The sequence below is a fragment of the Flexivirga sp. B27 genome, assembly GCF_052905685.1.
Map to the genome: position 1 here is coordinate 1017627 of NZ_JBPYUM010000001.1, position 26983 is coordinate 1044609.

At 68.8% G+C, this 26983-nt stretch carries 25 protein-coding genes and 2 riboswitches; of the genes, 14 read left to right on the forward strand and 11 right to left on the reverse strand.

Going from position 1 to position 26983, the window contains the following annotated elements; all coding sequences use genetic code 11:
• Positions 1-251 precede the first annotated feature (251 nt).
• The 3 genes from ACSZL9_RS04670 to ACSZL9_RS04680 are packed head-to-tail and all read right to left on the reverse strand — an operon-like array spanning position 252 to position 4463.
• The gene (locus ACSZL9_RS04670) at positions 252-1118 is read right to left on the reverse strand and encodes a hypothetical protein (protein ID WP_446664309.1); all 867 of its coding nucleotides are present in this window, start codon (positions 1116-1118) and stop codon (positions 252-254) included.
• Positions 1111-1902 (reverse strand): ion channel, encoded by a 792-nt coding sequence (locus tag ACSZL9_RS04675; protein WP_446664310.1) that lies wholly within the window; start codon positions 1900-1902, stop codon positions 1111-1113. The genes ACSZL9_RS04670 and ACSZL9_RS04675 overlap by 8 nt, the downstream gene beginning before the upstream one ends.
• Complete coding sequence (locus ACSZL9_RS04680) at positions 1875-4463, reverse strand: DNA translocase FtsK 4TM domain-containing protein (RefSeq protein WP_446665101.1); 2589 nt, start codon at positions 4461-4463, stop codon at positions 1875-1877. The genes ACSZL9_RS04675 and ACSZL9_RS04680 overlap by 28 nt, the downstream gene beginning before the upstream one ends.
• Before the next feature lie 522 nt (positions 4464-4985).
• Positions 4986-5098, forward strand: a riboswitch (SAM riboswitch).
• A 48-nt stretch (positions 5099-5146) separates the two neighbouring features.
• Between ACSZL9_RS04680 and ACSZL9_RS04685 the strand changes: the two genes are divergently transcribed.
• Positions 5147-6580 (forward strand): aminotransferase class V-fold PLP-dependent enzyme, encoded by a 1434-nt coding sequence (locus ACSZL9_RS04685; protein WP_446664311.1) that lies wholly within the window; start codon positions 5147-5149, stop codon positions 6578-6580.
• On the opposite strand, the gene ACSZL9_RS04690 is transcribed toward ACSZL9_RS04685, so the two are convergent.
• Positions 6558-7553 (reverse strand): endonuclease/exonuclease/phosphatase family protein, encoded by a 996-nt coding sequence (locus ACSZL9_RS04690; protein WP_446664312.1) that lies wholly within the window; start codon positions 7551-7553, stop codon positions 6558-6560. The genes ACSZL9_RS04685 and ACSZL9_RS04690 overlap by 23 nt on opposite strands.
• Before the next feature lie 287 nt (positions 7554-7840).
• Positions 7841-7985: riboswitch (cyclic di-AMP (ydaO/yuaA leader) on the forward strand.
• Between the two features lie 4 nt (positions 7986-7989).
• On the opposite strand from ACSZL9_RS04690, the gene ACSZL9_RS04695 reads away from it, so the two are divergent.
• Both ACSZL9_RS04695 and ACSZL9_RS04700 read left to right on the forward strand, forming a co-directional pair.
• Entirely contained in the window at positions 7990-8733 is a 744-nt protein-coding gene (locus tag ACSZL9_RS04695) for a transglycosylase family protein (RefSeq protein WP_446664313.1), read from the forward strand.
• A 121-nt stretch (positions 8734-8854) separates the two neighbouring features.
• Positions 8855-9856: a phosphotransferase enzyme family protein gene (locus ACSZL9_RS04700; RefSeq protein ID WP_446664314.1), complete on the forward strand. Its 1002-nt coding sequence runs from the start codon at positions 8855-8857 to the stop codon at positions 9854-9856.
• A 37-nt stretch (positions 9857-9893) separates the two neighbouring features.
• Here the strand turns inward: ACSZL9_RS04700 and ACSZL9_RS04705 are convergent, their stop codons facing one another.
• Positions 9894-11579 (reverse strand): ribonuclease J, encoded by a 1686-nt coding sequence (locus ACSZL9_RS04705; RefSeq protein WP_446664315.1) that lies wholly within the window; start codon positions 11577-11579, stop codon positions 9894-9896.
• Entirely contained in the window at positions 11576-12472 is an 897-nt protein-coding gene (gene dapA / locus ACSZL9_RS04710; protein ID WP_446664316.1) for a 4-hydroxy-tetrahydrodipicolinate synthase, read from the reverse strand. Before dapA ends, ACSZL9_RS04705 begins: the two co-directional genes overlap by 4 nt.
• A gap of 417 nt (positions 12473-12889) precedes the next feature.
• Between dapA and ACSZL9_RS04715 the strand changes: the two genes are divergently transcribed.
• Together ACSZL9_RS04715 and ACSZL9_RS04720 are read left to right on the forward strand one after the other, a co-directional pair.
• Positions 12890-13702 carry a thymidylate synthase gene (locus ACSZL9_RS04715; protein ID WP_446664317.1) on the forward strand — a complete coding sequence of 271 codons (813 nt, stop codon included), beginning with the start codon at positions 12890-12892 and terminating at the stop codon, positions 13700-13702.
• A 10-nt stretch (positions 13703-13712) separates the two neighbouring features.
• Positions 13713-14663, forward strand: coding sequence for a dihydrofolate reductase (locus tag ACSZL9_RS04720; protein ID WP_446664318.1), 951 nt, complete (start codon positions 13713-13715; stop codon positions 14661-14663).
• A gap of 35 nt (positions 14664-14698) precedes the next feature.
• On the opposite strand, the gene ACSZL9_RS04725 is transcribed toward ACSZL9_RS04720, so the two are convergent.
• On the reverse strand, positions 14699-15451 hold the full coding sequence (locus tag ACSZL9_RS04725) for an FAD-binding oxidoreductase (protein ID WP_446664319.1): 753 nt from the start codon (positions 15449-15451) through the stop codon (positions 14699-14701).
• A 145-nt stretch (positions 15452-15596) separates the two neighbouring features.
• Between ACSZL9_RS04725 and ACSZL9_RS04730 the strand changes: the two genes are divergently transcribed.
• From ACSZL9_RS04730 to ACSZL9_RS04760, 7 genes are read left to right on the forward strand one after another with little or no spacing between them, the layout of a single operon-like run.
• Positions 15597-16193, forward strand: a complete 597-nt coding sequence (locus ACSZL9_RS04730; RefSeq protein ID WP_446664320.1) for an N-acetyltransferase family protein — start codon at positions 15597-15599, stop codon at positions 16191-16193.
• Between the two features lie 47 nt (positions 16194-16240).
• On the forward strand, positions 16241-16972 hold the full coding sequence (locus tag ACSZL9_RS04735) for an AzlC family ABC transporter permease (protein WP_446664321.1): 732 nt from the start codon (positions 16241-16243) through the stop codon (positions 16970-16972).
• Positions 16969-17283: an AzlD domain-containing protein gene (locus tag ACSZL9_RS04740; RefSeq protein WP_446664322.1), complete on the forward strand. Its 315-nt coding sequence runs from the start codon at positions 16969-16971 to the stop codon at positions 17281-17283. The genes ACSZL9_RS04735 and ACSZL9_RS04740 overlap by 4 nt, the downstream gene beginning before the upstream one ends.
• Positions 17284-17300: 17 nt before the next feature.
• On the forward strand, positions 17301-18080 hold the full coding sequence (locus ACSZL9_RS04745) for a tyrosine-protein phosphatase (protein WP_446664323.1): 780 nt from the start codon (positions 17301-17303) through the stop codon (positions 18078-18080).
• Positions 18077-18847, forward strand: coding sequence for a (Fe-S)-binding protein (locus tag ACSZL9_RS04750; protein WP_446664324.1), 771 nt, complete (start codon positions 18077-18079; stop codon positions 18845-18847). Before ACSZL9_RS04745 ends, ACSZL9_RS04750 begins: the two co-directional genes overlap by 4 nt.
• Positions 18844-20337 carry a lactate utilization protein B gene (locus ACSZL9_RS04755; RefSeq protein ID WP_446664325.1) on the forward strand — a complete coding sequence of 498 codons (1494 nt, stop codon included), beginning with the start codon at positions 18844-18846 and terminating at the stop codon, positions 20335-20337. The genes ACSZL9_RS04750 and ACSZL9_RS04755 overlap by 4 nt, the downstream gene beginning before the upstream one ends.
• Positions 20334-20978 carry a LutC/YkgG family protein gene (locus ACSZL9_RS04760; RefSeq protein WP_446664326.1) on the forward strand — a complete coding sequence of 215 codons (645 nt, stop codon included), beginning with the start codon at positions 20334-20336 and terminating at the stop codon, positions 20976-20978. Before ACSZL9_RS04755 ends, ACSZL9_RS04760 begins: the two co-directional genes overlap by 4 nt.
• Positions 20979-21086: 108 nt before the next feature.
• Here ACSZL9_RS04760 and ACSZL9_RS04765 read toward each other — a convergent pair whose 3' ends face one another.
• Positions 21087-21818, reverse strand: a complete 732-nt coding sequence (locus tag ACSZL9_RS04765; RefSeq protein WP_446664327.1) for a type 1 glutamine amidotransferase — start codon at positions 21816-21818, stop codon at positions 21087-21089.
• Positions 21819-21849: 31 nt separating this feature from the next.
• Entirely contained in the window at positions 21850-22599 is a 750-nt protein-coding gene (gene dapB / locus ACSZL9_RS04770) for a 4-hydroxy-tetrahydrodipicolinate reductase (protein ID WP_446664328.1), read from the reverse strand.
• Positions 22600-22675: 76 nt separating this feature from the next.
• Between dapB and ACSZL9_RS04775 the strand changes: the two genes are divergently transcribed.
• On the forward strand, positions 22676-23734 hold the full coding sequence (locus tag ACSZL9_RS04775) for a cytochrome c oxidase assembly protein (protein ID WP_446664329.1): 1059 nt from the start codon (positions 22676-22678) through the stop codon (positions 23732-23734).
• 3 nt (positions 23735-23737) lie between these two features.
• Entirely contained in the window at positions 23738-24403 is a 666-nt protein-coding gene (locus ACSZL9_RS04780; protein WP_446664330.1) for an HD domain-containing protein, read from the forward strand.
• On the opposite strand, the gene ACSZL9_RS04785 is transcribed toward ACSZL9_RS04780, so the two are convergent.
• Entirely contained in the window at positions 24386-25429 is a 1044-nt protein-coding gene (locus ACSZL9_RS04785; RefSeq protein WP_446664331.1) for a hypothetical protein, read from the reverse strand. The genes ACSZL9_RS04780 and ACSZL9_RS04785 overlap by 18 nt on opposite strands.
• A gap of 188 nt (positions 25430-25617) precedes the next feature.
• On the reverse strand, positions 25618-26982 hold the full coding sequence (locus ACSZL9_RS04790) for an aminotransferase class III-fold pyridoxal phosphate-dependent enzyme (protein ID WP_446664332.1): 1365 nt from the start codon (positions 26980-26982) through the stop codon (positions 25618-25620).
• Position 26983 lies beyond the last annotated feature (1 nt).

Sequence of the window (26983 nt, forward strand, 5' to 3'; positions counted from 1 at the left end):
GAGGTCAGCTACAGACGCCAGGTCCGGCACAAAGTGCGGCGATCTCCCGCACCATCTGCAGGACCAGGACAGTGGATACCCTCCCGGACGGATTAAGGACCAGCAACACGTGCGCCCCAGCGCACTTCCTGCAGGACCATGACACCGACCCGGCTGAACGGCTGCCGTCAGTCAGAAATGGAGCTGCCGTCAGTCAGAAATGGAGCAGGTACGGATCTGGGCAGAGTTGCACGTCAGACGCGAAGCGCCTGTCAGGCAGCTCTACCCACGCCGCCCTTGCGGCGCATGGCGTGCACGATCACCAGCACCAGGGCCGCGATCCAGCCGAAGAGCACGCCCCACTGCACGCCGATGCTCAGGTCGTTCTGCCATACCCCGTCCGGCGTGGACCCGTTCGCCGTGATCACACCGGCGACCGGGCGGGCGATCCCGCCGGCGATCACCGTCGCCATCCAGCCGGCGAGGAAGACTGCGAAGCCGCCGGTGCCCGCTCGCGTCGACATCGTCGCAGCCATCATCAGCAGCAAGGTCACCACCAGCACGATGAGCGCGCCCACCACGAACGCCGTCGTCAGATCGCCGCCGTGGGCGGGCCACGGCAGCATGTACATGCGGTAGGTCACGAATCCCGGCAGCTTCCGACTGTCGATGCTCGAGTGGTCGGTGAGGATCTGATGGGCGCCGAAGGCGGTCACGGCAGCGATCAGGGTCGCCACCACTGCGCCGATGATCGCTGCCGGGAACCCGCCCGAACCCCGATCGGTGGGCAGCATCGGTGCTCCGCCCCAGGATGCAGCCGGTGCCGGCTGCCCGGCTTGACCGTATGGCGCCGCCGGCGCGCCGGGCCGGTCGGCCGCCGGACGATAGCCACCCCCGGGCGGTGGGTAGCTGCCCGGTGCCGGACTCTGCCCGGCCCCCGGCGCCTGCCCCGACCCCGGCAACTGGCGGGCCCCCTGCCCCTCGCCGCCGGCAGGTGACGCGGCCCCGCGCGGATGCCCGAGGACCGCCGTGTCGTCGCTGCGATCACGCCGCGGCGCACCCGAATCCTGTTGCCCAGCAGGCGAATAACGGTCCGGATCGCGCGGGATCTCCTGCGTGCTGTCGTTGTCGTCACTCATCGCTCGCCCCTATCGCTGGCTTTGCTTGCTCGCCGCTGTCGCTTGCCGTCACTGTCCGCTCTTCGTGACCGGTCGTGTCCCGCTTCCGCTGGAACCGGGCCAGCGTCAGCCCCATGAGCCGTGCCACCACCAGCGCAACATAGTTCACGCCTGCGAGCTGCTCCAGCATCATCACCGACCGTGCGTGCCCGCCACCGGGCGCGATGTCGGACAGCCCCGTGTTGGTCATCGTGGTGAACGACAGGAAGAGCAGCTCCACCCAGTGCAGCTCGTGGTCGCTGCCGGACACGAACTGCCCGGTCCCCCAGATCGTCTGCACGATGCCGTAGGTGTAGGCGAACGCCCATGCGACGACCGTGAAACACGCTCCGGTTGCGAACAATTCGTCGCGGGTGACGAAGTTGTCCGCGAACATGTAGCGGATCAACGCGTATGCCGTATAGAAGTAGAAGATCGCATGAGTGCAATCGGACAGCAGCGCGATCGGACCGTTGTCGGGCAACACCGCCGTCAGCACGGTGAGTATGACGGCAGGCGCACCGATGGACATCGATATCCAGGTGAGCGCCGGGGTGAGCCGCACGGCGGCGACCGCCAGGCCCAGCACGACCAACTGGACCAACGAGAAGAGCGTGCGACCGGCCGACGACTCCGAGGTGAACGGGTAGACCAGGATCCCGAGCAGCTGCACCACCAGCAGCACCGCACACGGCAGTGCCCGCAGTTGCTGCAGCAGGTTGCCGCGTGGCGCGGGGGTCAGACCTGCCGGTCGGTGAGTTGCCACGCGTCCTCACTGCCGTCCGACTCGCCCGGATCGCCGTCCGCCGCAGCGTCATACGGCTGCTCGGCACCGGGCGGGTCCTCACCCCGCAGCAGGGCAAGCGTGGTCGGCAGCTCGTCGGGCTTGACCAGCACGTCGCGCGCCTTCGACCCCTCCGACGGGCCGACGATGCCGCGGCTCTCCATCAGGTCCATCAGGCGACCGGCCTTGGCGAAACCGACCCGCAGCTTGCGCTGCAGCATCGACGTCGACCCGAACTGGCTGTTGACGACCAGCTCGGCCGCCTGCAGCAGCAGGTCGAGGTCGTCGCCGATGTCCTCGTCGATCTCCTTCTTGGGAGCAGTGACCTGCACGTCCTCGCGGTAGTGCGGCTTCAACTGCCCCCGGACGTGTGAAACCACCTCTTGCACTTCGGTTTCGGTCACCCACGCGCCCTGCACGCGCATCGGCTTGGACGCGCCCATCGGCAGGAACAACGCGTCGCCCTGGCCGATCAGCTTCTCGGCACCGGGCTGGTCGAGCACGACCCGCGAGTCGGCGAGCGAGGATGTCGCGAACGCCAGCCGACTGGGCACGTTGGCCTTGATCAGACCGGTGACGACATCGACCGACGGGCGCTGCGTCGCCAGCACCAGGTGGATGCCGGCCGCACGCGCCAGCTGGGTGATGCGGACGATCGACTCCTCGACGTCACGCGGAGCGACCATCATCAGGTCGGCGAGCTCGTCGACGATCACCAGGAGGTAGGGGTAGGTCTGCATGACCCGCTCCGACCCCGGCGGCGGGGTCAGCTTGCCGGCGCGCACCGCCTTGTTGAAGTCGTCGATGTGCTTGAAGCCGAACGCAGCCAGGTCGTCATACCTGGTGTCCATCTCGCGCACGACCCACTGCAGCGCCTCCGCGGCCTTCTTCGGGTTGGTGATGATCGGGGTGATGAGGTGCGGAATGCCTTCGTATGCCGTGAGTTCGACGCGCTTGGGGTCGACCAGCACCATCCGGACCTCGTCGGGGGTCGCCCGCATCATGATCGAGGTGATCATCGAGTTGACGAAGGACGACTTACCGGCGCCGGTGGCACCGGCCACCAGCATGTGCGGCATCTTCGCGAGGTTCGCGACGACGTAGCCGCCCTCGACGTCCTTGCCGACGCCCATCACCATCGGGTGCGGGTTGCCGTGTGCCGCGCCGCTACGCAGCACGTCACCCAGGCTGACCTTCTCGCGGTCGGTGTTGGGGATCTCGATGCCGATCGCGGACTTGCCGGGGATCGGAGACAGGATCCGGACGTCGGCGGATGCCACGGCATACGCGATGTTCTTGGACAGGGCGGTGACGCGCTCGACCTTGGTGCCCTGACCGAGCTCGACCTCGTAACGGGTGACCGTCGGTCCGCGGGTGAAGCCACTGACCTGAGCGTCGACGTTGAAGGAGTCGAGCGTCTGGGTCAGCGCCTCGACGACCCGGTCGTTGGCCGCCGAGCGTGCCTTCGGCGGGGTGCCCGGCCGCAGCACGTCGTTGGCGGGCAACGTGTAGGTGACGTCCCCGGCCAGCTGCAACTGCTCGACCCGCTGGGGCAACGGCGTCGTCGGCGGGGCTTGCAGCCCCGGTGCGGTCGAGATCGACTCCGGCGGTGTGCCGGTCGTGCCCGGCAACGGCATCGGGGCGTCGCCGGCGCGATCCGGCTGCCCGGCGGTCGATTTCGTGACGCCGCCCGTCTTGCCCCCGGCAGCCGTGCCACCGTTCGACTTGTCGCCGTCGACGTCATAGACGTCGTCGGTGCCCGGGTCCTTCTCACCGGGTCGCAGCACCCGGCCGCTCTTGGTCCGCCGCGGCGCGACGGTCGCCGCCTGCTCGAAGGGCTCGTCACCGTCCAGACTCGGGTCGGTGTTGTCGTGCGTCTTGGTGCTGCGGCGCCGCTTGCGCTTGCCGCCGTCGATCTGGTCGCCGTGCAGGTCCTGCGCGACGGCGTCGACGGTGGCGTCCTCGTCGTCATAGGCACCGCCGCGGGCGAAGAGTCGATCACGCAGCAGGGCGAGGCGTTCAGGGATCATCGTGACCGGGGTCGCGGTCATCACCAGCACGCTGAAGACCAACAGGATGATCAGCAGTGCCATCGCGCCGACGGTGTGGACCGCAGCGACGACCGGACTGCTGGCCAGGAAGCCGATGATGCCGCCGGCGCCGCGCAACTGCTCGGTCTCGCTGGGCTGCGGAACACCCTTGGCGATGCTGGTGATCCCGCACACCGCGATCGCGAAGAGCGCGAGCCCGACCATCACCCGGTTGGTGCCCTGGTCGCCGCGCGGCGAGCGCATCAGGTGCACGCCGATCAGCACGAGCACCAACGGCAGCACGAGGGCGCCGAGCCCGAAGGTCCCGGCAACGATCGCGTGTATGACGGCACCGGCGTTGCCGGTGAGGCCCCACCACTCGCGGGCAGCGACGACGACGGCCGCCGCGATCAGCGCGAAGCCGAGACCGTCACGGCGCAGCTCAGGCTCCAACTCGCTGGTGGAGTGTCCGACCCGACGGGCAGCACCTCCCGCCACATGGGCGACACCCATCCAGGTGCCGCGCGCCGCGCGTAACGGGAAGGGCAGACCGCCTCCGGCCGGTTTGCCACCGGTCCGTGACTTCGCACCGGTGGCCTTCTTGGCCGGCGGCCGCGTCGAAGTGCGCCCCGACGCGGGACGCGAGCGCGAACCGGACGCCTTCGATCCGGACTTGCTGCGGGTCGCGCGAACGGTCGTTGTCGACGAGGACGGACGGGTAGCCACGAAAACACCGTACGCGACTGTCACTCCTGTCCCATAGGAAACACGCCGCCGAGCGACTGCTCCCGCCCTGCGCCTACGTTGTTCCGACCCGCGGTGGCGCCTTCCGTTGCCACTTGACCGAAAGGCGCACATCCGGACCGAGAGGCGTACAAATCCGACCCTGTTTCGTGCTCCACTCGGTCGTTTTGTACGCCTCTCGATCGGTCGGACACTGACCGGACAGTGGCCGGCCAGGTGGGCGGTCGCCTGCTTTCCACGACTCGGACAATGTTGGCGGCGACTCCCGCCATACCTCTATATTTGCCAGCAGGTCATGAGACTCAGCGCGAAGCCCCGGCTTGCTGAGCGGCAACCCTCCACCGCGGTGGGGTGCTCCGGGTGACGACCGGGCCGGCGCGACAACGTGTCGGCAAGCGCGGATCGGCTCTGCACCAGCTCTCGTCGATCCCTGATCGGCCGAGGAGCGCCCGTTGAGCACTGTCAGCATCGAACCCCAGCACGACACCACCGGCACCAGCACGTCCGCCGCTGCATCCCCAAGTGCATCCCGCACCAGCACCCGACCGTCGGCGGTGCCGGCCCCCGGACCGCGGCGTGCCCCGCGGTTCACCGACGGTGTGCCGAGCACCGTCTCCGCGCAACTGGGCGTGCCCACCGTGCACCGCACCGTCACCGACTACGCCAACTTCGACCACGGCGCGACCGCACCGGCACTGGTCGCGGTCGCCGAGGCGGTCGAGCACGCCCAGCGGCGCTACGGCTCGGTCCACCGCGGCGCGGGATACGCCAGCCGGGTCACCACCGGCTGGTTCGAGGCGGCACGCGCCGAGGTCGCCGGTTTCATCGGCGCCCGCCCGGGCGACGAGGTCGTCTTCACCCGCAACACCACCGACGCGCTGCGCCTGCTGGGGCACTGCCTGCCGGCCGAGACGCACGTCTTCGCCTGGGCATCCGCGCACCACGCAGCCCTGCTCCCCTGGCCGGCCGCGAACACCACCCGACTGCCGGTCCCGACCGGCACCAGCGACGCGGTCGACCTGTTGCGCACCGCGCTCGCCGCATCCGCCGACGTGTCATCCGGTCGCGAGAAGCTCGTCGTGATCACCGGCGCCTGCAACGTGACAGGCGAGATCTGGCCGGTGGCCGAGTTGGCCGACGTGGCGCGGGAGTTCGGTGCCCGCACCGTGCTGGACGCCGCACAGTTCGCACCGCACGTCCCGATCGACCTGGACACCCTCGGCGTCGACTGGATCGCGTTCTCCGGGCACAAGCTCTATGCCCCGTATGGCGCAGGCGTGCTCGCCGGCCGCCGCGACTGGCTGGACGCCGCAGCGCCATACCTGCCCGCGGGCGGTGCGACTGCTGCGGTGACAGCGGAACGCACCGACTGGCAGACCGGACCGGCACGCCACGAGGGCGGGACACCCAACGCGGCCGGGGCGATCGCGATCGCCGCCGCATGCGCCACCTTGCGGGAACACCGCGCGGTCATCGCGGCACACGAGGCGAACCTCTACTCGACGTTGAGGGCCGGGCTGGCTGCGATCGACGGTGTCCAGGTCGTCGGCGCGCTCGGCGATCGGCCGAACGTCGGCGTGGTGACCTTCACGGTCGACGGCTACGAACCCTCGCTGGTCTCGCAGGTGCTGGCCGACGAGCACGGCATCGCGGTGCGAGACGGTCGGTTCTGCGCGCACCTGCTGTGTGACTCCCTGCTCGGCGCCGGTGCCACCGCTGTCCGGGCGAGCCTGGGCCTGGCCACGACCGCCGAGCACGTCCAGCGGCTGGTCTGCGCGGTCCGCCGCCTGGTCGAGCAGGGTCCGGCGCTGTCCTACGTGCACACGCCGGACGGCTGGTCGGCTCCGGCCGATCCGCGCGACCTCAGTGAGCCGCTGCCCTGGTGAGCATCCGCAACCGGGTCCAGTAGGCCAGGTGATCGGTGCCGGGCACCTGCACCGTTCCGTCGGCAACCACACCGAAGCCTCGGCTGAGCACGTGATCCAGCTGGATGAAGGGCGGCAGCCAGCTGTCGTTCGGCCACGTCCGGCGCCAGCCGGATCCGGTCGCGCGGCTGCTCTGTGTCAACCCGTCGGCCACCTGCCGGAAGGCGGGCATGGCCGAGGAGGCGTTGAAATCGCCGGCGAGGACGAGCGGCTGCCCAGCAGGTCGCTGCGCACGCCACCTGGCCAACTCGTGCAGCGCAGCGCGCCAGTCGCCGACGATCTCCGGCAGCGGGGCCGGCATGTGCACCGCGCGCAGCCGGTAGGTGCCGCGCTGCGTGTGCACCCTGACGTCGGGACTGCTCGGGAAGCGGCCCGCCGCGTTCTCGGACACCAGATGCACGCGGTGGGTGCTGCGGACCACCGTCCCCCGGATGCCCGGTGCGGCGCGGCCGGCCTGGTGCGGCAGGGCCGCACCGAGTCCGTGGCGGCGCAGCGCCGCCAACTCCTGCGGTGTGCACTCCTCCAGCACCAGGGTGTCGACGTGCTGCTCCCGCACCGCTGCAACGACGCGGCCGGGGTCGGCGCCGCCATACTCCAGGTTGATCGTCATGACGGTCTCGTCGTGCGGGCCGGCCGGGACGGTGTCGCTGCGCAACGCTCCGGCGCCCAGCACCAGCGGCGGTATGGCGACGAGGAGGGCGCCTACGGCCAGCCAGCGGAACCGCAGTGCGACAGCGGCCACGAGCGTCACGACCGCTGCAATTCCAACGATCGGGAAAAGGGCCTGCAGCGACGGCACCAACCAGGTAAGGTCCGCCCACCGCGCCGCGGCCGCAAGGCCTACGCACGCCTGCAGCACGGCCAGCACCCACCAGCAGACCGTGCTTGCTTCGGCACGCCATACGCGGCGAGGCATCGGATCCAGTTGGGGCACAGTCGTATTCTCACCACACAGGGACGCCTGACGCATGTGGTGGATGTGATTCCTGTGACGCATGCAACACGATTCGTGTGACTCTCGCGACACTTCAAAAAAAAGTCACGAAATGGTCACGTTTCAACTTGGCAATCGTCCTTCGACCACGTACCTTCGACGATCGGTGGTTGAAATTTCGTCCCCCTGGCGAAGAACCTTCCATCGACGAAGTCTTGCAACCCGGCATGACTTCGCCCCCTGCCTGTGACTTGCTGCGCACAACCTCGTCGAGCAGTCACCAAGATCCGGGACGGTCCCGGAGGCACGACGAGGATGGGGAACCCAATTTGGCCGTGACAGCGGTCTTGGGGTGAGAGCAGGCCAAAAACCTGCCGGGCACCTGACAGCCCGACCCGACAGCTAACCCCGTATGCGCACGTCAGGAGAGGAATCAATGGACCTCAGCAAGAACTTCAGCAACAAGACCCGCGCCGTCGGCATCGGGGTTGCCGCCGCCGCAGCCCTTGCCGCTGCCGGCGTCGCCACCGCTGGTGACGCTCACGCAGCCTCGGTCTCCACGTGGGACCGCGTCGCTGCCTGCGAGAGCGGTGGCAACTGGTCGATCAACACGGGCAACGGTTTCTACGGTGGCCTGCAGTTCACCCACTCGACCTGGATCGCCTTCGGCGGTGGCGCCTACGCGTCGAACGCCAACATGGCGTCCAAGTCGGCCCAGATCTCGGTCGCCGAGAAGGTCCTGGCTTCCCAGGGTCCCGGCGCCTGGCCGGTCTGCTCGGTGCGCGCTGGCCTGACCCAGGGCGGCGGTTCGCCGAACGTGAACCCGGCCCCGGCCCCGAAGCCGGCTCCGAAGAAGACCTACACCGCGCCGAAGAACACGACCCCCAAGGTTTCGCGTTCCAACGAGCGTGCGCAGGCTCCGAAGAAGACCTACACGGCCCCGAAGAAGACCTACACCGCGCCCAAGAAGACTTACACGGCGCCCAAGAAGGTCTACACCGCGCCGAAGGTCGCCCTCTCGGGCAAGACCGTCACGGTGAAGTCCGGCGACACCCTGAGCGAGCTCGCACAGAGCTACAACGTCAAGGGCGGCTGGCAGGCACTGTTCGCGGCCAACAAGGGCACCGTGAACAACGCCAACCTGATCTTCGTCGGCCAGCACCTGAACCTGCCGGCTTGATCTGATCGTCCGTCACCGCCTACTCGGCGCTGACAACCCGAAGGCCCCGTTCCACCACTCGGTGGGGCGGGGCCTTCGTCGTACCCCGCGCGATGTGCTGCTGCGATGTGATGCTGGTCGTATGACGACAACGAACTCACCGAGCGTCGAGATGCTCTGGGAGTCCACCGACCCGGGAGCCGCGCTCGACGAGCGCTTCGGATTCGCGACCACCGAGGCCGCAAGTGACTGGGTGACCGCGACGCTGAGTCGCCACTGGGGCATTGAGGTGACCTCGTGCGAACGGATCGTGCTCAGTTTCGCGAACGCGCTTGCGTGGATCCGGACGTCGGAGGGGCCGCTGCTCGCCAAGTGGTCGATCGCGCGGCACCGGTTCGCTCGCCTCGCGGCTCTCGCGGAGCTGACCGGCCGGCTCGACGAGCACGGCCTGCCGGTGTCCGCGCCGATTCCCGCCCAGGACCATCGACGTCAGGTCGAGGTCGATGGTGTGTCGCTGGGCGTGCAGCGGCAGCTGCGGGGCGAATGGCTCGATGTCGCCGATCCTGGCCAGGTCGCTGCGGCGGGTGCGATGCTCGCGCGGCTGCACGAGGCCTTGGCGGCATACGACTCAGCGAAGATCCCGGAGCTTGCTCCCCCGGACCGTCCGCTGCCGGACCGGATCGGCGACTGGCTCGGACACGACCACCCACACCTGCCATCGGGTGCGCTGGCTGCGCTCGAACGACAGGTCAACGAACTCCCGGCACCCGGCCGGCCCGCGCAACTCGTGCACGGTGACTTCCGCGCGGCCAACCTGCTGATGAACGACCGGGATGTCGCTGCCGTCCTGGACTTCGAGGACGCGGCCATCGAGCACCGCATCGTTGAGCTCGCGCGGTCGGCGGTGCTGCTGGGCACGAGATTCCACGACTGGGGTCCGGTCACGCCGCAGGTCCGGGAGACCTTCCTCGAGGGCTATCGGTCGGTATGCCGGCTGACCGACGCCGAGTTGTCCTGGTGGGGCCCACTGGTGCTGTGGTTCTCCCTGGCGATGGTCCCGCCCGGTGACGACCCGACGGGCTGGGCGGACGAAGCCGCTACTGTCGCGAGTTGTTCGCTCGGAACCAGCGATCGGGGCGAATAACTCGCGACAGTCGCGAGTTATTCGCCGCCCCGGCCCATCACGCGTCGATGACGATCGGGATGATCATCGGCCGACGGCGCAGCTTGCCGCCGACGAACCCACCGACGGCACGGCGAATGACCTGCTGCAACTGGTAGGTGTCGCTGATGCCCTTCTCGCGGGCCTCCTCGAGCGCGGCCTCCAGCTTGGGGCGCACCTTGTCGAAGACCTCGTCGTCCTCGGCGAAGCCACGGGTCTGGATCTCCGGGCCGCTGACGATCTTGCCGGTGTCGGCGTCGCGCACCACGATGATCGTCACGAAACCCTCGTCGCGCAGGATGCGGCGGTCCTTGAGCATCGTCTCGTCGGTCGTGCCGACGAGGGAGCCGTCGACATACACATATCCGCAGGGCACCGCACCGACGATGTCCGCGCGCCCGTCGACCAGGTCGACGACGACGCCGTCCTCGGCGAGCAGCACCCGCTCGGCGGGCACACCGGTCGCGACGGCCAGGTCGCCGTTGGCGACCAGGTGGCGCCATTCGCCGTGGATCGGCATGACGTTGCGCGGCTTGACGATGTTGTAGCAGTAGAGCAGCTCACCGGCGCTGGCGTGCCCGGAGACGTGCACCAGAGCGTTCCCCTTGTGTATGACGCTCGCGCCGCGTCGCATGAGTCCGTTGATGACCCGGTAGACGGCGTTCTCGTTGCCGGGGATCAGCGACGACGCCATCAGCACGGTGTCGCCGGGGCCGATCTCGATGGTGTTGTGGTCACCGCCGGCCATCCGGGACAGCGCGGCCATCGGCTCACCCTGGGATCCGGTCGAGACCAGCACGATCTGGTTGTCGGCGAAGTTGTCGATCTTCTTCAGGTCGACCAGCACACCGTCGGGCACGTTCAGATAGCCCAGCTCGGCCGCAATTCCCATGTTGCGCAGCATCGACCGGCCGACGAAGGCGACCTTGCGCTTGTGCAGCGCGGCGGCATCCAGCACCTGCTGCACGCGGTGCACGTGCGAGGAGAAGCACGCCACGATGATCCGCCGCGACGCGTGCTGGAAGACGCGCTCGATCGCGGGAGCGATGTTGCGCTCGGGGGTGGTGAAGCCCGGCACCTCGGCGTTGGTGGAGTCGGTCAGGAAGAGATCGACGCCCTCCTCCCCCGCCTTGGCGAAGGCTCGCAGGTCGGTGATCCGTCCGTCCAACGGCAGCTGGTCCATCTTGAAGTCGCCGGTGATCAGCAGGTTGCCGCCGCCGGTCTTGACGAAGACGGCGAGCGCGTCCGGGATCGAGTGGTTGACCGCGATGAAGTCACAGTCGAACGCCCCGAGCTTCTCGTTGCCGCCCTCCTTCACCGCGAGGGTGTAGGGCTTGATCCGGTGCTCCTTGAGCTTGGCCTCGACCAGTGCCAGGGTCAGCGTGGACCCGATCAGCGGGATGTCCGACTTGAGGCGCAGCAGGTAGGGCACGGCACCGATGTGGTCCTCGTGACCGTGCGTCAGCACGATCGCCTCGATGTCGTCCAACCGGTCCTTGATGTACTCGAAGTCCGGCAGGATCAGGTCGACGCCCGGGTGGTCCTCGGGGAAGAGCACACCGCAGTCGACGATGAGCAGCCTCCCGTCATACTCCACGACCGTCATGTTGCGGCCGACCTCGCCGAGCCCGCCGAGCGGGACTACGCGCACACCGCCGCGGGGCAGCGCGGGAGGATCTTGGAGTTCGGGGTGGGGATGGCTCACATCAGTCCTTGCTTCGAGAGTGCATCGCGCAGGATCGCACGATGGTCTTGCGGCGCCGGCACCAATGGGAGCCGGCAGAAGTCGGAGTCGAGCACGCCCATGAGGCGCAGAGCGGCCTTGGCCTGGATGGTCCCCTGGGTCACGTTCATGACCGCCGCGATGACCGGGCCGAGGTCGTGGTTGATGGCACGTGCCGCCGGCAGGTCCCCCGCCACCACAGCGCGCAACAGGGCGACCAGTCGTTCACTGGCGACATTGCCGACAGTACTGACCATGCCGGTGGCGCCGAGCGCCAGCCAGGGCAGGTTGAGCGCGTCGTCACCGGAATACCACAGCAGACCGGTCTCGACCATCAGCGGCGCACTGGTCGCCAGATCGCCCTTGGCGTCCTTGAGCGCCTTGATGTTCGGGATCTCCGCGAGCGCGCGGATGGTGTCCGGGGCGAGCGCCGTCGCGGTGCGTCCGGGTATGTCGTAGGCCATCGCCGGCAGGTCCGTGGCCTCGGCGACCGTGCGGTAGTGCTCGAGGACGCCGGCCTGCGGCGGCTTGTTGTAGTAGGGCGTCACGATGAGCGCGGCCGTCGCACCCGCGGCCGCCATGTTGCGCGCAGCGGCGACCGAGTGCGCCGTGTCGTTGGTGCCGACGCCGGCCATGACGACGGCCCGGTCGCCGACGGCCTCGGCGACGGCGCGGACGAGGTCGTTGTTCTCCTCGTCGGTGGTGGTCGCGGACTCTCCGGTGGTGCCGTTGACCAGAACACCGTCGTTGCCCTGGTCCACCAGCCGCGCCGCGAGCTTCTGAGCGCCGTCCAGGTCCAGCGACCCGTCGTCATGCATGGGCGTGACCATTGCGGTGATCATCGTGCCGAAAGGGTTGCTGGAAGGCTGCGTCATGGCGTCAAGGCTAGCGGCGACGGTGGACGGTGCACGCAGACCTTCCGGGTGGCGAACAGCACCTTCAAAATGTATGCCGGGGCGGCGCTACGGCAGCAAATCCTCCGGCTGGATCGGCACAGAAGCGACGAGCTCGGCGGCTGCATCGGTGCCTGAAATGATAGATCGCGTCGTCACCCGCTCGGGGGTCCGGGTGACGACGCGATCAACGGTTACATCGTGCGGGCCACGAAAGCGTTACAGGTGCCCAATGTGATCTAGGTCACAATCTGTAACGACCGTCCACGTTGTATGTCGAGTGCCTCGAGTCGACCTAGCTGGCCGAGCTTGTCGAGGTCAGGGTTTCGACAGGCTCAACCAGCTCTGCGGCCTCGACCAGCACCAGTCTGTCGGACCACGCTGATAGCGTCTGACGCCGTGAAGCAGTACCTCGACCTCCTCGATCGGGTCATCGCCGAAGGCACTCGCAAGGACGACCGCACGGGCACCGGCACGCTGTCGGTCTTCGGGCACCAGATGCGCTTCGACCTGGCCGCGGGCTTTCCTGCGCTGACCACCAAGAAGCTGCACCTGCGCTCGATCATCGGCGAGCTGCTGTGGTTCCTGCGCGGCGACACCAACGTGCAGTGGCTGCACGACCGCAAGATCTCCATCTGGGACGAGTGGGCCGACGAGCACGGCGACCTCGGCCCGATCTACGGCCACCAGTGGCGGTCCTGGCCGACGCCGGACGGCGGCACGATCGACCAGATCACCCGGCTGATCGACGGACTGCGCAGCAACCCCGACTCCCGTCGGCACATCGTCTCGGCCTGGAACGTCGCGGACGTCGATGACATGGCACTACCCCCGTGCCACACGATGTTCCAGTTCTACGTCGGTGCCGAGACCGCCAACGGTCGCCGGTCGCTGTCCTGCCAGCTCTACCAACGCTCCGCCGACATCTTCCTGGGTGTCCCGTTCAATATCGCGTCCTACGCGCTGCTCACGGCGATGGTGGCGCAGGTGACCGACCTGGTGCCGGGCGAGTTCGTGCACACGATGGGCGATGCGCACCTCTACCTCAACCACCTCGACCAGGCACGGCTGCAGCTCACCCGCGAGCCCGGCCCGTTGCCGACGCTGCGGCTCAATCCCGAGATCCGCGAGATCGACGCGTTCGACCTGCCGGACATCACGCTCGACGATTACGTTGCACAGCCCTCCATCAAGGCGCCGATCGCCGTATGAGCACCCCCGCATGACTATCAGCTTCATCGCCGCCGTCGCGCGCAACGGCGTGGTCGGCAAGGACGGCACGATGCCGTGGCGCGTCCCCGGGGAGCAGAAGGGCTTCAAGGCCGCCACCATGGGCCACCCGATGGTGATGGGCCGGCGCACCTTCGAGTCGCACGGCCTGCTGCCGGGCCGGCGGCACATCGTGCTCACCCGCGACCGCGACTGGTCCGCCGAGGGCGTCGAGGTCGCGCACTCCGTCGACGAGGCGCTCTTCCTGGCCGGTGACGAGGACTTCTTCGTCACCGGCGGGGCGCAGATCTGGGCGCTCTTCGCGCCATACGCCGACCGAATGGTGTTGTCCGAGATCCCGCTGGAGCCCGACGGCGACACGGTCTTCCCGGGCTGGCCGTTCACCGACTCCCCCGTATGGCGCGAGGCGTCCCGCGAGCCGCACGACGGCTGGACCGTGGTGATCTACGAGCGGCGCAAGCCGCGCGCGCAGGTCGAGGTCGGTCCGCGCATCGCCGCATCGGCCGAGGCCGGTGCCACCGAGATCAAGGCCGGGGCGACCTGTGCCATCGGCGACGGTGACCGGTTGCTGTTGACCCGGCGGGAGGACAACGGCCTGTGGTGTCTGCCGGGTGGCGGCGCCGAGATCGGTGAGACCTGGTCGGAGACCGCCGTCCGGGAGGCCCGCGAGGAGACTGGGCTGGAGGTCGCCGTTGACTCGGTGCTGGCGGCATACAGCCGGCCCGACATCGTGATCGTCTATCCCGACGGCCGTCGGCGCGCGATCTTCGGGGTCTGCTTCCGTGCACACATCGTCAACGGCACGGCCGGCGTCTCGGACGAAGTCACCGAGTCGGCGTGGTTCACCGCGGCGGAGGCGGCACGCCTGCCGATCATCCCGGCGCACCGACCGCTCGTGCGCGCATTCTTCGAAACCGACTCTGCCACAACGCTTTTCGACTGACACCGAGTCGGCCGTCGCGTCCGCGCAGCAGCGGATCAGGCGTCCGGGAGCGGATCCTGGAAGAACTCCTCGTGCTGCACCGTCGCCGGGTCGGCTCCGTCCGCAACGATCGCCGTGCGCACGTCGTCAATCATGCCGATCGGGCCGCAGAGGAACCACCCGTCCACCTCCGGGACGGCCACGCCTGCTCGGCGCAGGATCTGGCGCACTTTCTCACCGTCGATCCGGCCGGTGAGTAGCGGATCCGCGGCAGCCTCGGGGGCCCGGGAGAAGACCTCGATCAGGTCGAACCTGGCAGCGCAGTTGTCCGCGAGCCAGTGCAGTTCCTCCCGGAACATCATGGTCTCGGGAGTGCGGTTGCCGAAGATGAGCGTCACCTGCGAGCCCGGCTCCTCCTCCAGGATCGTGCGGACCAGCGAGATCACCGGCGTGATGCCCGACCCGGCAGCGACCGCGACCAACTCCCGCTCGGTGTCGACCGGCGGGCAGACGAAGTCGCCCAGCGGCGCCAGGACGTCGATCTGGTCACCGGGACGCACCACGCGGTTCAGCCAGGCCGACATCGCGCCACCGTCGACCTCGTTGGAGGCGATCCGCAACCGGCCGTCAACGGCGGCCTGGGCGCGCGACATACAGATGGAGTAGGACCGGCGGACGTCGGCGCCGTTTATCTCGGCGCGCAGCGTCAGATGCTGCCCCGGCTCGAAGGCGAAGATCTCGCGCAAGTCGTCAGGGACATCGAAGGTGACTGCGACGGCACGCTCGGTCAGCCGCTCGACGGTCGCCACGGTGAGTGGGTGGAACCGAGGGCGGCGATGGCGCACACCGGTGGACTTCAACAGGCTCACAACGACGGAAGCTTCTCAGATCCGTCCCGGGGACGCGAGAGCGGCCGGTTGTCGGGACGTTCCGAGCTGGTGGAAAGCTGGTCGCATGACTCCCCCCACCAGCGACGCAGCGGTCCGAACGGCCCGCAGCAACGACGTGCCCGCGGTGGCACACGTGCAGGCAGCCATATGGCGCGACGCCTACGGCTCACTGGTCGATGCGGAGGTCCGCGATGCCTTCACGCCGGCCGCGTTCGAGGGGTCGTGGCGCCAGTCGCTGAAGGAGCCCCCGTCCCCGCTGCACCGCCTGCTGGTGGCCACGGCCGGTGACACCGTCGTCGGCTTCGCCGCGATCGGCCCGGTCGAGCACGCCGAGGGGCCGGCCGCTCCCACGGGCGACATCGCCGACACCCCCACCGAGACCGTCGGCGAGATCTACACCTTCGGGGTCGCCCCCGATCGCCGCGGTGCGGGACACGGCTCCCGGCTGCTCAATGCCGCCGTCGACACCCTGCGCGCCGGCGACTTCCAGGAGGTCACGGTGTGGCTGCTGGCGCAGGACGAGGCCACCCGTGCCTTCGTCGCATCGTCCGGCCTCCAGCCGGACGGCGCGTGGCGTGATCGGGTCATCGCGGCCGACGGCCGGACCGCACGCGAGGTGCGGCTGACCGCGTCACTGGCCGACTCCGACGCTCCCGCGTAGCCACCGAAACGACCTGAGCAAGCGAGCAACATGACCGACCAAGCGACGTGACCGACGAAGCCGCTCGGGCAGCCGACAGCGCCTCCCCCACCGCCGCGCAGGCAGCCAGGTCCGTCGCCCGCAAGGGGATCTGGGTCGGGGTGGCGACCGGCGCCTACGGCATCAGCTACGGCGCACTCGCAGTCGCCGCCGGGCTGAACATCTGGCAGTCGGTGCTGTTGTCCCTGCTGCTCTTCAGCGGCGGCTCGCAGTTCGCACTCATCGGCGTCCTCGGCGCAGGTGGCACGGGCGCGAGTGCCGTCGGCACGTCAACCCTGCTCGGCCTGCGGAACGGGTTCTACGGGCTGCAGGTCAGCAAGCTGCTGCAGGTGACCGGGTGGCGCCGGGCGCTCGCGGCGCAACTGACGATCGACGAGTCGACGGCGGTGTCGATCACCCAGCCGAACCGCGACCTGTCCCGGGTCGGCTTCTGGTGGACCGGCATCTCGGTCTACGTCCTGTGGGGCACCATGTCGGCCGTCGGCGCGATCCTGGGGAACGCGATGGGTGACCCCGCGCGGTTCGGTCTCGACGCGGCTGCGCCGGCGGCGTTCTGCGCCCTGGTCCGGTCACGGCTGACCACCCGGCGTTCCCAGCTGGTGGCGGTCGGTGCCGGAGTCATCGCGTTGGTGGTGTCGCCGCACGCCGGCTCCGGCATACCGGTGCTCGTCGCGGCGCTGGCCGCCGTTGTGGCCGGCTTCCTGCCGGACCGCTCGATCAGCTCGGCGGAGAAAATATGAACCTCTGGACCACCGTGCTGCTCGCGAGCGCGCTGTCGTTCGTCATCAAGTACGCCGGGTATGTCGTGCCGCAGGCCGTGCTGGACCACCCGCTCACCGACCGGGTCATGCACTACCTGCCGGTCGCCCTGCTCGCCGCGCTGATCGCGGTGCAGACCTTCACCTCCGGCAGCGGAGCGTTCGCGATCGACGCGCGCGCCGCCGGCCTGGCGGTCGCCATCGTGTGTCTGCTGCTGCGCGCACCCTTCCTCGTCGTGGTGGTCGCTGCAGCCGCGACGGCGGCACTGCTGCGCGCGGCCGGCATCGGCTGACGTTCTACGGTGGAGGGGTGACGACTACCCCTTCCTGGATCGACCTCGACGGCGTCGTGAACATGCGCGACCTGGGTGGCCTGCCGACCGCCGACGGCGGCAGCGTGCAGCCGGATCGCCTGCTGCGTTCGGACAATCTGCAGGACCTGACGCCGTCCGACATCAACACCCTCCTCGACGAGCACGGCGTGACCGACGTCGTCGACCTGCGCAGCGACGTCGAGTTGAAGATCACCGGGCCCGGGCCACTGCGCGAGGTGGATTCGGTGACGCACCACCATCATTCGCTCTTCCCGGACGACAAGGACATCGACGCACGTGACGTGCTGGTGCTGCCCTGGCACGACGCCGACGAGCCCCAGCGCAACGCCAACCCACGAGCCAGCCACTATCTGGGTTACCTGGCCCGCCGGCCCGACTCGGTCGCGGCCGCGCTCGACGTCATCGCGACCAGCGAGGGCGCCACCGTCGTCCATTGCGCGGCGGGCAAGGACCGCACCGGCACCATCACCGCGATGGCGTTGAGCGTCGCCGGCGTCCCTCGGGACGAGATCGTGGTCGACTACACCGCGAGCACCGAGCGCACGGAGCGGATCGTGCAACGGCTGGTGTCGTTGCCCGGCTACTCCGACAACTTGCGCGACATCCCGATGACGGCCCACCACTCCCGGCCGGAGACCATCACCCGGGTGCTCGAGGCGATCGACGCCGACTACGGATCCGTCGCGGGCTGGTTGCGCAGCGTCGGTTGGACCCAGCCGCAGATCGACCGATTGCGTGCCAAACTCGTCGAATGACCGACTCCGTTGCGCTGTTCGCGACTTGCTTCAACGACACGATGTGGCCCGACACTCCGAAGGCGACAGTGCAACTGCTGGAGCGGCTCGGCGTTGACGTGCGCTTCCCGGAGCGCCAGACGTGCTGCGGCCAGATGTTCACCAACACCGGTTACGCCGACGAGGCGATCCCCCTCGTGCGCAATTTCGTCGACACCTTCGGCTCGTATGACGCGATCGTGGCGCCCTCCGGCTCGTGCGTCGGGTCGGTGCGCGAGCAATACGAAACGCTCGCCCACCGCGCCGGCGACCCCGGTCTGCAACGGGCCGTGACGGAGCTGGCGCCCCGGGTACACGAGCTGAGCGAATACCTCGTCGACGTCCTGCAGGTCACCGACGTCGGCGCGTATTTCCCGCACCGGGTCACCTATCACCCGACCTGCCATTCGCTGCGCATGCTGCGCGTGGGCGACCGGCCGCTGCGGTTGCTGCGTGCCGTCGAAGGCATCGACCTGGTCGAGCTCCCCGACGCCGAGGAGTGCTGCGGTTTCGGCGGGACGTTCGCAGTCAAGAACTCCGAGGTGTCGGTGGCGATGGGCACCCGGAAGGTCGACAACGTGCAGAGCACACACGCCGAATACGTTGTCGCGAGCGACAATTCGTGCCTGGCGCAGATCGGTGGCCTGCTCGGACGACGCGGTCGGACCAGCGGCGTCGGCCAGGGTCCGGTCGCCCGCCCGATCCACCTGGCCGAGGTGCTCGCCGGCACGAGGGAGGACGTCCGATGACGACCACAAACCCGGTCGGCGTGACCACCGAGCTCTTCCTCGGTATGCCGCCCTTCCCCGACGCCGCCGAGCGCGAGCTGGGCAACGACCAGCAGCGCCGCAACCTGCACCACGCCACGCACACCATCCGGGAGAAGCGAGCCGCGGCGGTCGCCGAGGTGCCCGAGTGGGAGGACCTCCGGCTGCGCGCAGCACGGATCAAGGACCACACGCTCGCGCAACTGGACGACTACCTGCTGCAACTCGAGGAGAAGCTCACCGCCGCCGGCGCAACCGTGCACTGGGCCCGCGACGCCGACGAGGCCTGTCGGCTGGTCACCGACCTGGTCCGCGACACCGGCGAGGAGGAGGTCGTCAAGGTCAAGTCGATGGCCACGCAGGAGATCGGCCTCAACGAAGCGCTGGAGGCGGCCGGTGTACACGCCTGGGAGACCGACCTTGCCGAGCTGATCGTGCAGCTGGGCGACGACTGGCCGTCGCACATCCTGGTGCCGGCGATCCACAAGGGACGCAAGGAGATTCGCGAGATCTTCGAGCGCCGTATGGCGCAGGTCGGCCGCCCGGCGCCGAAGGGGCTGACCGACGATCCGGCCGCGCTGGCCGATGCAGCACGCCTGCACCTGCGGGAGAAGTTCCTGCGGGCGAAGGTCGCGATCTCTGGGGCCAACTTCGCGATCGCCGACACCGGCACCCTGGTGGTGCTCGAATCCGAGGGCAACGGTCGCATGTGCCTGACACTTCCCGAGACGCTGATCTCGGTGGTCGGGATCGAGAAGGTGCTGCCCACCTGGTCCGACCTGGATGTCTTCCTGCAGCTGCTCCCCCGGTCCAGCACTGCCGAGCGGATGAATCCCTACACCTCGATGTGGACCGGTGCCACCGACGACGACGGGCCGCAGGACGTGCACGTCGTGCTCGTCGACAACGGGCGGAGCGCGGTGCTGGAGTCCGAGGAGACCCGGACGGCGTTGCGCTGCATCCGGTGCTCTGCGTGCCTCAACGTCTGCCCGGTCTACGAACAGGTCGGCGGGCACGCCTACGGCTCGGTCTACCCCGGCCCGATCGGGGCGGTGCTGACACCCGCATTGCGCGGCACCGCAACCAAACTCGACCAGTCGTTGCCCTTCGCCTCCAGCCTGTGCGGCGCCTGCTTCGACGCGTGCCCGGTGCGGATCGACATCCCGCGGATGCTGGTGGCGATGCGCACCCGAGTCGTCGACGAGCACCGCGGCGGTGTGCCGAGCGCCGAGGGCGCGAGTATGCGCGGCGGGCAGTGGGTGCTGGGCAAGTCCAGTCGCCTGGCGCTGGCCCAGCAGGGTGTAACACTGGCCGCGAAAGCGTTGCGCGGCAGGCCGATCGGGGCACTGCCCTGGCCGATGCCGGGTCCGCTGCGCGCATGGACCGACTCGCGTGACGCGCCGAGCCCGCCCCGCGAGACGTTCCGTCAGTGGTGGGCGCGCACCCACTCCGAGCAGGTGGGCCGGCCATGAGCACGACGCCGACAAGCAGCGCGCGCGAGGAGATCCTGGACCGGATCCGCCGCGCGAATCAGACTGTGGACAAAGCGGACTACCCCTTGCCCACGCCGCCAAGCGTGCCACCGACACCAGATGTCGACGCCCTCGTCGAGCTCTTCGTCGAGCGGGTCGCCGACTACCAGGCCGAGGTGCAGGTCGTCGCGGCCTCCGGTCTTGCGGCAGCGGTCGCCGATGTGCTGAAGGGCTGTGCGGACGTCGTGGTCCCCGAAGGCATCCCGCAGGATTGGCTCTCGGACGTCACGGCCACTCAGGTGACGGACGACGGCCTGACCGCGAGCGCGCTGGACCGGATCGACGCCGTGGTGACCGGCGCGACGGTCGGCATTGCGGTGCCCGGCACCATCGTGCTCGACCACGACGCCGGCCAGGGCCGGCGCGCACTGTCGCTCGTGCCCGACCTACACGTGTGCGTCGTGCACGCCGACCAACTGGTCAACGATGTGCCCGAAGCCGTTGCGGCACTGGCAGATTCGGTCCAGGCGGGCCGACCGCTGACCTGGATCAGCGGACCCAGCGCGACCAGCGACATCGAGCTGTCCCGTGTCGAGGGCGTCCATGGTCCACGCACCCTCCGGGTCATCGTGATCCGCTGACCCCCGTCCGTCCGTCTATCGCCCAATGACGGCTTCCTCGACGAGTGACGGCGCAATGACGCCGTCACTCGGTCAACGGACCGTCACTCGGGAGTTCGCGTATGGCGCTCAACGAACTCCGGCCGTGCGGACGACGTTCAAGAAACGACCGAAGAACGCACGCCATGTGGTTTCCAGCTGCTCGTCGTGCTCCTGAGCCACCTGCTTGATCTCGGCGGGGTCGAATCCGAGATCGCGCAGCTTGCCGTCTTCCCACTTGGCGACCCGGGCGGCGCTGGACTCGGGGTGCCACTGCGTCGCCCATGCCCGGTCACCGAGGCGGAACGCCTGGTTGCGGCAGCGCACGCTCGACATCAGCCGGCGGGCACCGTCTGGCAGCTTCGTGATCTGATCACGGTGGCTCTCGATGCCGACCGTGGGCGCCGAGAACTCTTGAAAGAGAACGTCATCCGCGACATCGGGTTGAGGCGTCAGCTCGGTGACGCCCTTCTCCGGCATGCCGTAGTCGCCCTGCACCTCACCACCGCCGACATGCGCCAGCAGCTGAGCACCCAGGCAGATGCCGAGCACGGGGACCTGCCGGTCGAGGCACTGTCGGACCAGCGCGCGCTCGGCCGGCAGCCACGGGTGCTCGTCGTCCGCATCCGGCAGGAAGCCGCCACCGAGCATGATCACCGCGTCCAGATCGTCTGCGGAAGAGGGGATCTCGTCACCCTCGTCAGCTTTGATCAGGTCGACCGGCACGCCCTCGCTCTCGGCCCAGTCGAGGATGCGGCCGGGACCGCTGCCGGAGTCGTTGCGGATGACGGTCAGTGTCACGGTGTCGGTGGAGGTCGTCATCCATCCACCCAAGCACAAGCCCGAAGGCCGATCAGTCGAGCCCGAGGAAATGCTCCAAACCGACTGTCAGTCCGGGGTGTTCGGGTATGGCGCGGACGCCGCTCAGCACACCGGGCATGAAGCTGATCCGGTCGAACGAATCGTGCCGCACGGTCAGCGCCTCCCCCTCGCCACCGAACGAAACCTCCTGGTGCGCAACACGTCCCCGCATCCGTTGGGCGTGCACCCGGATGCCGTCGACGTCCGCGCCGCGCGCGCCGTCGGGATCACTCTTGGTCGCGTCGGGCACCGGGCCGAGACCTGCCTCGGCGCGGACCGCCGCGATCATCGCGGCCGTGCGCGCAGCGGTCCCGGACGGTGCGTCGACCTTGTCGGGGTGATGCGTCTCGACGATCTCGACCGATTCGTAGAAGCGCGCCGCCTGCCGCGCGAACGACATCATCAGCAACGCACCGATCGCGAAATTCGGTGCGATGAGCACTCCGACGGAGTCGTGCTCGGCCAGCAGCTGCTCGAGGTCCGCCAGGCGCTCGGCGTTCCAGCCGGTGGTGCCGACCACCGCATGCACTCCGTGCTCGACGCAGTGCCGCACGTTGGCCGGCGATGCGTCCGGCACGGTGAAGTCGACCGCCACCTGGGCGCCACCGAGGTCCCCCAGGTCGTCGCCGGCGTCATACCGACCGACCAGGGACAGATCGGGCGCCTCCTCGATCGCGGTGCAGGCCGCCGAGCCCATGCGGCCGGCGGCACCGATGACAGCTACGGACAGCGAAGTAGTCACCCGGCCAGGCTAGTGCGCACGCGAGCATCGCGACCGCCCGTCCACGCTTCGATCAGCTACATCGCACGATTTCATCGTGGCTCCGCGCCTTCAGCGGACGTTGTGGTTGGCCGGTGACACTGGTCCCGTGACCGGTCTGGCCGCTGAGCCCTTCGACGTATCCCGGTGGCTGACGGCCTGGCGGTTCGACGCCGTCGGCATCGTCCTCGCCCTCCTCGTCGCGGTCCCCTACCTCTGGTTGTTGGTCCTCGGCCGGCGGCGAGGCGTGCGCTGGCCGTGGTGGCGCGTCGCGTCATACCTCGTGCTCGGTGTGGGCACGCTGGTCTACGTCACCTGCGGGGCCGTCGGCGTCTATCGGCAGACGTTCCTGTGGATGTTCGCGGCGCAGGTCGGCGTGCTCGGCACGGTCACTCCAGTCGCCCTGGCGATCGGCGACCCGTTGCGGCTGCTCGCTGCGGTGCACGGAAGCACCGACACCGCCCTTCACCGGGCACTGAAGTCCCGGATCGCGCGGGTGCTGACCTTCCCGACGGTCAGCTTCCTGCTCGACCTGGTCGGCATCCTGGCGATCTTCTTCACGCCGTATGGCGACCGCGCCGTCCACTCCACGACGGTCGGCACCCTGCTGATCCTGCAGCTGCTGATCGTCGGCCTGCTGTATGTGCTGCCGACCCTCGGTGACGATCTGTTGCCGGCCTGGGCGACTCCGCCGATCCGGACCTTCCTGGCGTTCCTCGACGGCGTCGCCGATGCGGTGCCCGGCGTCCTGGTGATGACCGCGAATTCCCTTCTGTTGCCGCACTTCCCGGGCTTCTCACCCGCGGCCGACGCGCTGCGCGGCGGCCTCAGCCACACACTGGACCAGAAGTATGCTGGCGGCACCCTGCTCGCCGTGGCGGAGGCGATCGGCATCCCGATGATCGCTGCAGTCTTCATCGAGTGGATGCGCAGCGACGCGGAGGATGCGCGGGACGCGGACGCCGAGTTGGACCGAGCCGATGCGCAGCGCCGTGTCTCCGGGGCGGCCGGCGGTGCGCTCGACGAGGCAGTCGTTGCCGAAGCACCGCCGCCGGACCAGCCCTGGTGGCTCAGCGATCCCCGACTGGCGGACCGCTTCGGCAAACAGCACGATTGACGCATGTCCGATGCGCAACTGCTCGACGACTGGGTCGCCGGCCTCAGCCACCTCGCACCGTCGGTCGATCCGCCGGCCGCACGCCGCGAAGGGATCACCCTGCTGGCCCGATGGGACGAACCGCACCGCAGCTATCACACCCGGCAACACCTCACCGAGATGCTGTCCGCGATCGACACACTCGCCGACGCAACCAGGCTGCAGCCGCGCGACACCTGCATCGCCCGGGTCGCCGCCTGGCTGCACGACGCGGTGTATGACGTGCACGTCGACCCCGGCGGCCCCGAACGCGACAGTGCAGCCCTAGCCCGAAAGATGTTGTCGTCGTTGGGTGTTGCGTCCTCCGACAGTCACACCGTCGAGCAGCTCATCCTGCTGACCATCGACCACGGCACGCAGCTGCCGGGGTCCCTCGCCGACGTCTTCACCGATGCCGACCTGGCCATCCTCGCGGCGCCGCCGGAGCGCTTCGACGAATATTGCCGACAGGTGCGCGACGAGTACGCGCATGTGCCGGACGCGGCATACGCGACAGGGCGCCGACAGATCCTCGAGGCACTCGTCGACCGCCCCGAGGTCTATCGAACGACGCACGCGCGGGCGGCGTGGACCCATCAGGCCAACGCCAACGTCGCGCGGGAGGTCGCCCGGCTACGCCTTGGCGAGTAGGCCGTCGTTGGAGCCGACGATGGTCGGCTTGCCGTCGTCGGCGATCGTGACGAGCATCGTCTGATAGGTGCGTCGCTTCGCCAGCTTCTTCGGCTTGGTGTCACCGCCCTCGACAGCTGCATGGTCCGCGTCGAGGACGATGCTGGCCGAGCCGTCGTCCGTCTCGTAGGTGATGGTGTTCTCGAAGGACACCAGACCGAGCGTTTTCCCGCCGACCCGGAGCAGATGAGCCGCCGGCGTCCCCACGACCGTCGCCGTCGAGAGGTCGGTGTCCACCGGCGTCCCCCACGGCCTCGAGGAGACCGTCATGATGGTGTCGCGCAAACCCTTGTGCAACGCCGTGCGGTAGTCCGTGATCACCGAACCCTTTCCGATCCCGTCCACCGAGCCGGTGCCGACGGCGCGGCCGAGCGCCGCGATGCCGTTCGCGGCTGCCTGACGCTGCGGAGCCGTCAGTGACTGCACCGTGCTCGGAGGCTCAGGAAGCGACGTCAGGTCGCCGCCCAGACTTGCCCACATGCGCCATCCGGCGGGCTCCTTGACGAAGACGGACGCGAAGTCCTGCGGCTTCCCGTCGTCGCCGACGGAGGGGATGATCCCAGTCACCAGCAGCCAGGGTGCCTGCCCGTCCGAACTACGCGTCGTGCTGCCGTAGGCGCGAGTCACGGTGTGGGTGAAGGGTTTCGAGTCGGACTTGTCGTGACTGTGCTTCGCCAGCCGCGTGCTGAAGACATCGCCCGCGAGCGTGGGGCCGGCGTCGGCGGACCGCCACGCCTTCTCGTCATACGCCGGGCTCTTGGCCGCCTTGATGGCGGCGTTGTTGGCAGTGTCGTAGGCACGCAGGATCTTCTGCGCCTGTGCCACCGACACCGCGCCAGCGGAGTCGGCCGTGCTCGATGCCGCAGCCGGTGTAGCCGACCCACCACCGGCCTGCGATGCCGGACCGGCGGACCCGCCGGACCCACAACCGGCCAGTGCCAGCACGGCACCGATCCCCACTGCTGCTGCACGGACTCGCTTGCTCATCGAAACTCCCCTGATTGACTGATCGAAGCGTCAGGGAGTCAAGCACACTGCGCATAGTCGGCGCACAGCGTCATCCACAGGGTCATCGACTGGCGGGCGCGCAATGCGATCGACAGCAGCTGGAGATCGCCACGCCTACCGCGCCCCGGTCGGTCAGGGCGCGGTCCGCTCGATCCTGTTGCGAATGCTCAGGATCCGGCGTGCTGCTCTGCGACCTCGAGCGCCGCGTCGATGATGTCGAGGCCGGCGACGAGCTCGTCCTCGCTGATCGTGCACGGCGGGACGACGTGCGTGCGGTTCATGTGCGTGAACGGCCAGAGGCCGCCCTTCTTGCACGCGGCGGCGAAGGCACCCATCGGCGCGGCAGCGTCGCCGGCTGCGTTGAAGGGCACCAGCGGTTCACGGGTCTCCTTGTCCTTGACCAGCTCGATCGCCCAGAACAACCCCAACCCGCGCACGTCCCCGACGCTCGCATGCTTCGCCTTGAGCTCCTGCAGCCGCGGCTCGACGACGGTCTCGCCGAGCTTGCGCACGTTGTCCAGGATCCCCTCGTCCTCGAAGGCCTGCATCGACGCGACCGCTGCGGCACAGGCCAGCGGGTGCCCCGAGTAGGTCAGCCCACCCGGGTAGGGCCGATCGGCGAACCGCTCGTAGGTCTTCGGCCCGAGCACGACACCGCCCAACGGGACGTAACCGGAGTTGATGCCCTTCGCGAAGGTGATCAGGTCGGGCACGACGTCCCAGTGCTGTATGCCGAACCACTCACCGCACCGCCCGAAACCGGCCATCACCTCGTCGGCGATGAGCAATATGCCGTATTCGTCGCACAATTCGCGCACCCCGGCCAGGTAACCGGGCGGCGGGACGAGGATGCCGTTGGTGCCCACCACCGACTCCTGGATGATCGCCGCGATCGTGTCCGGACCCTGCAACTGCACGACGTCGCGCAGGTGCTGCAACGCACGCTCGGACTCCTCCTGCTCGGTCGCACTGTGGAACGCCGACCGGTAGGGGTAGGGGCCGAAGAAGTGCGCCACGGACTGCCCGGTCGCTTCGTTCGCCCAGCGCCGCGGGTCACCGGTCAGCGCGATCGCACCACCGGTCGCACCGTGATAGCTGCGGTATGCCGACAGGATTGTCGGCCGTCCGGTCTGCAGCCGGGCCATCCGGATGGCGTGCTCGTTGGCGTCGGCACCGCCATTGGTAAAGAACACCCGGTCGAGGTCGCCCGGTGCACGCTCGGCGATCATTCGTGCCGCCTGACCGCGCACGTCGCTGCCCATCGCAGGGGCGATCGTCGCCAGCTTCGCGGCCTGCTCCTGGATGGCGGCAACGACCTTGGGGTGGCCGTGCCCGATGTTGAGGTTGACCAGCTGTGAGGAGAAGTCCAGATAGCGGTTGCCGTCGTAATCCCAGAAGTACGAACCGGATCCGCCCGCGATGGGCAGCACGTCGACGTGTGCCTGTGCGCTCCAGGAGTGGAAGACGTGGTTGCGGTCGTCGTCCTTGACCCGCTGTGCAGCGGCAGCGTCAGCGCTGGTTTCGGTGGTCATG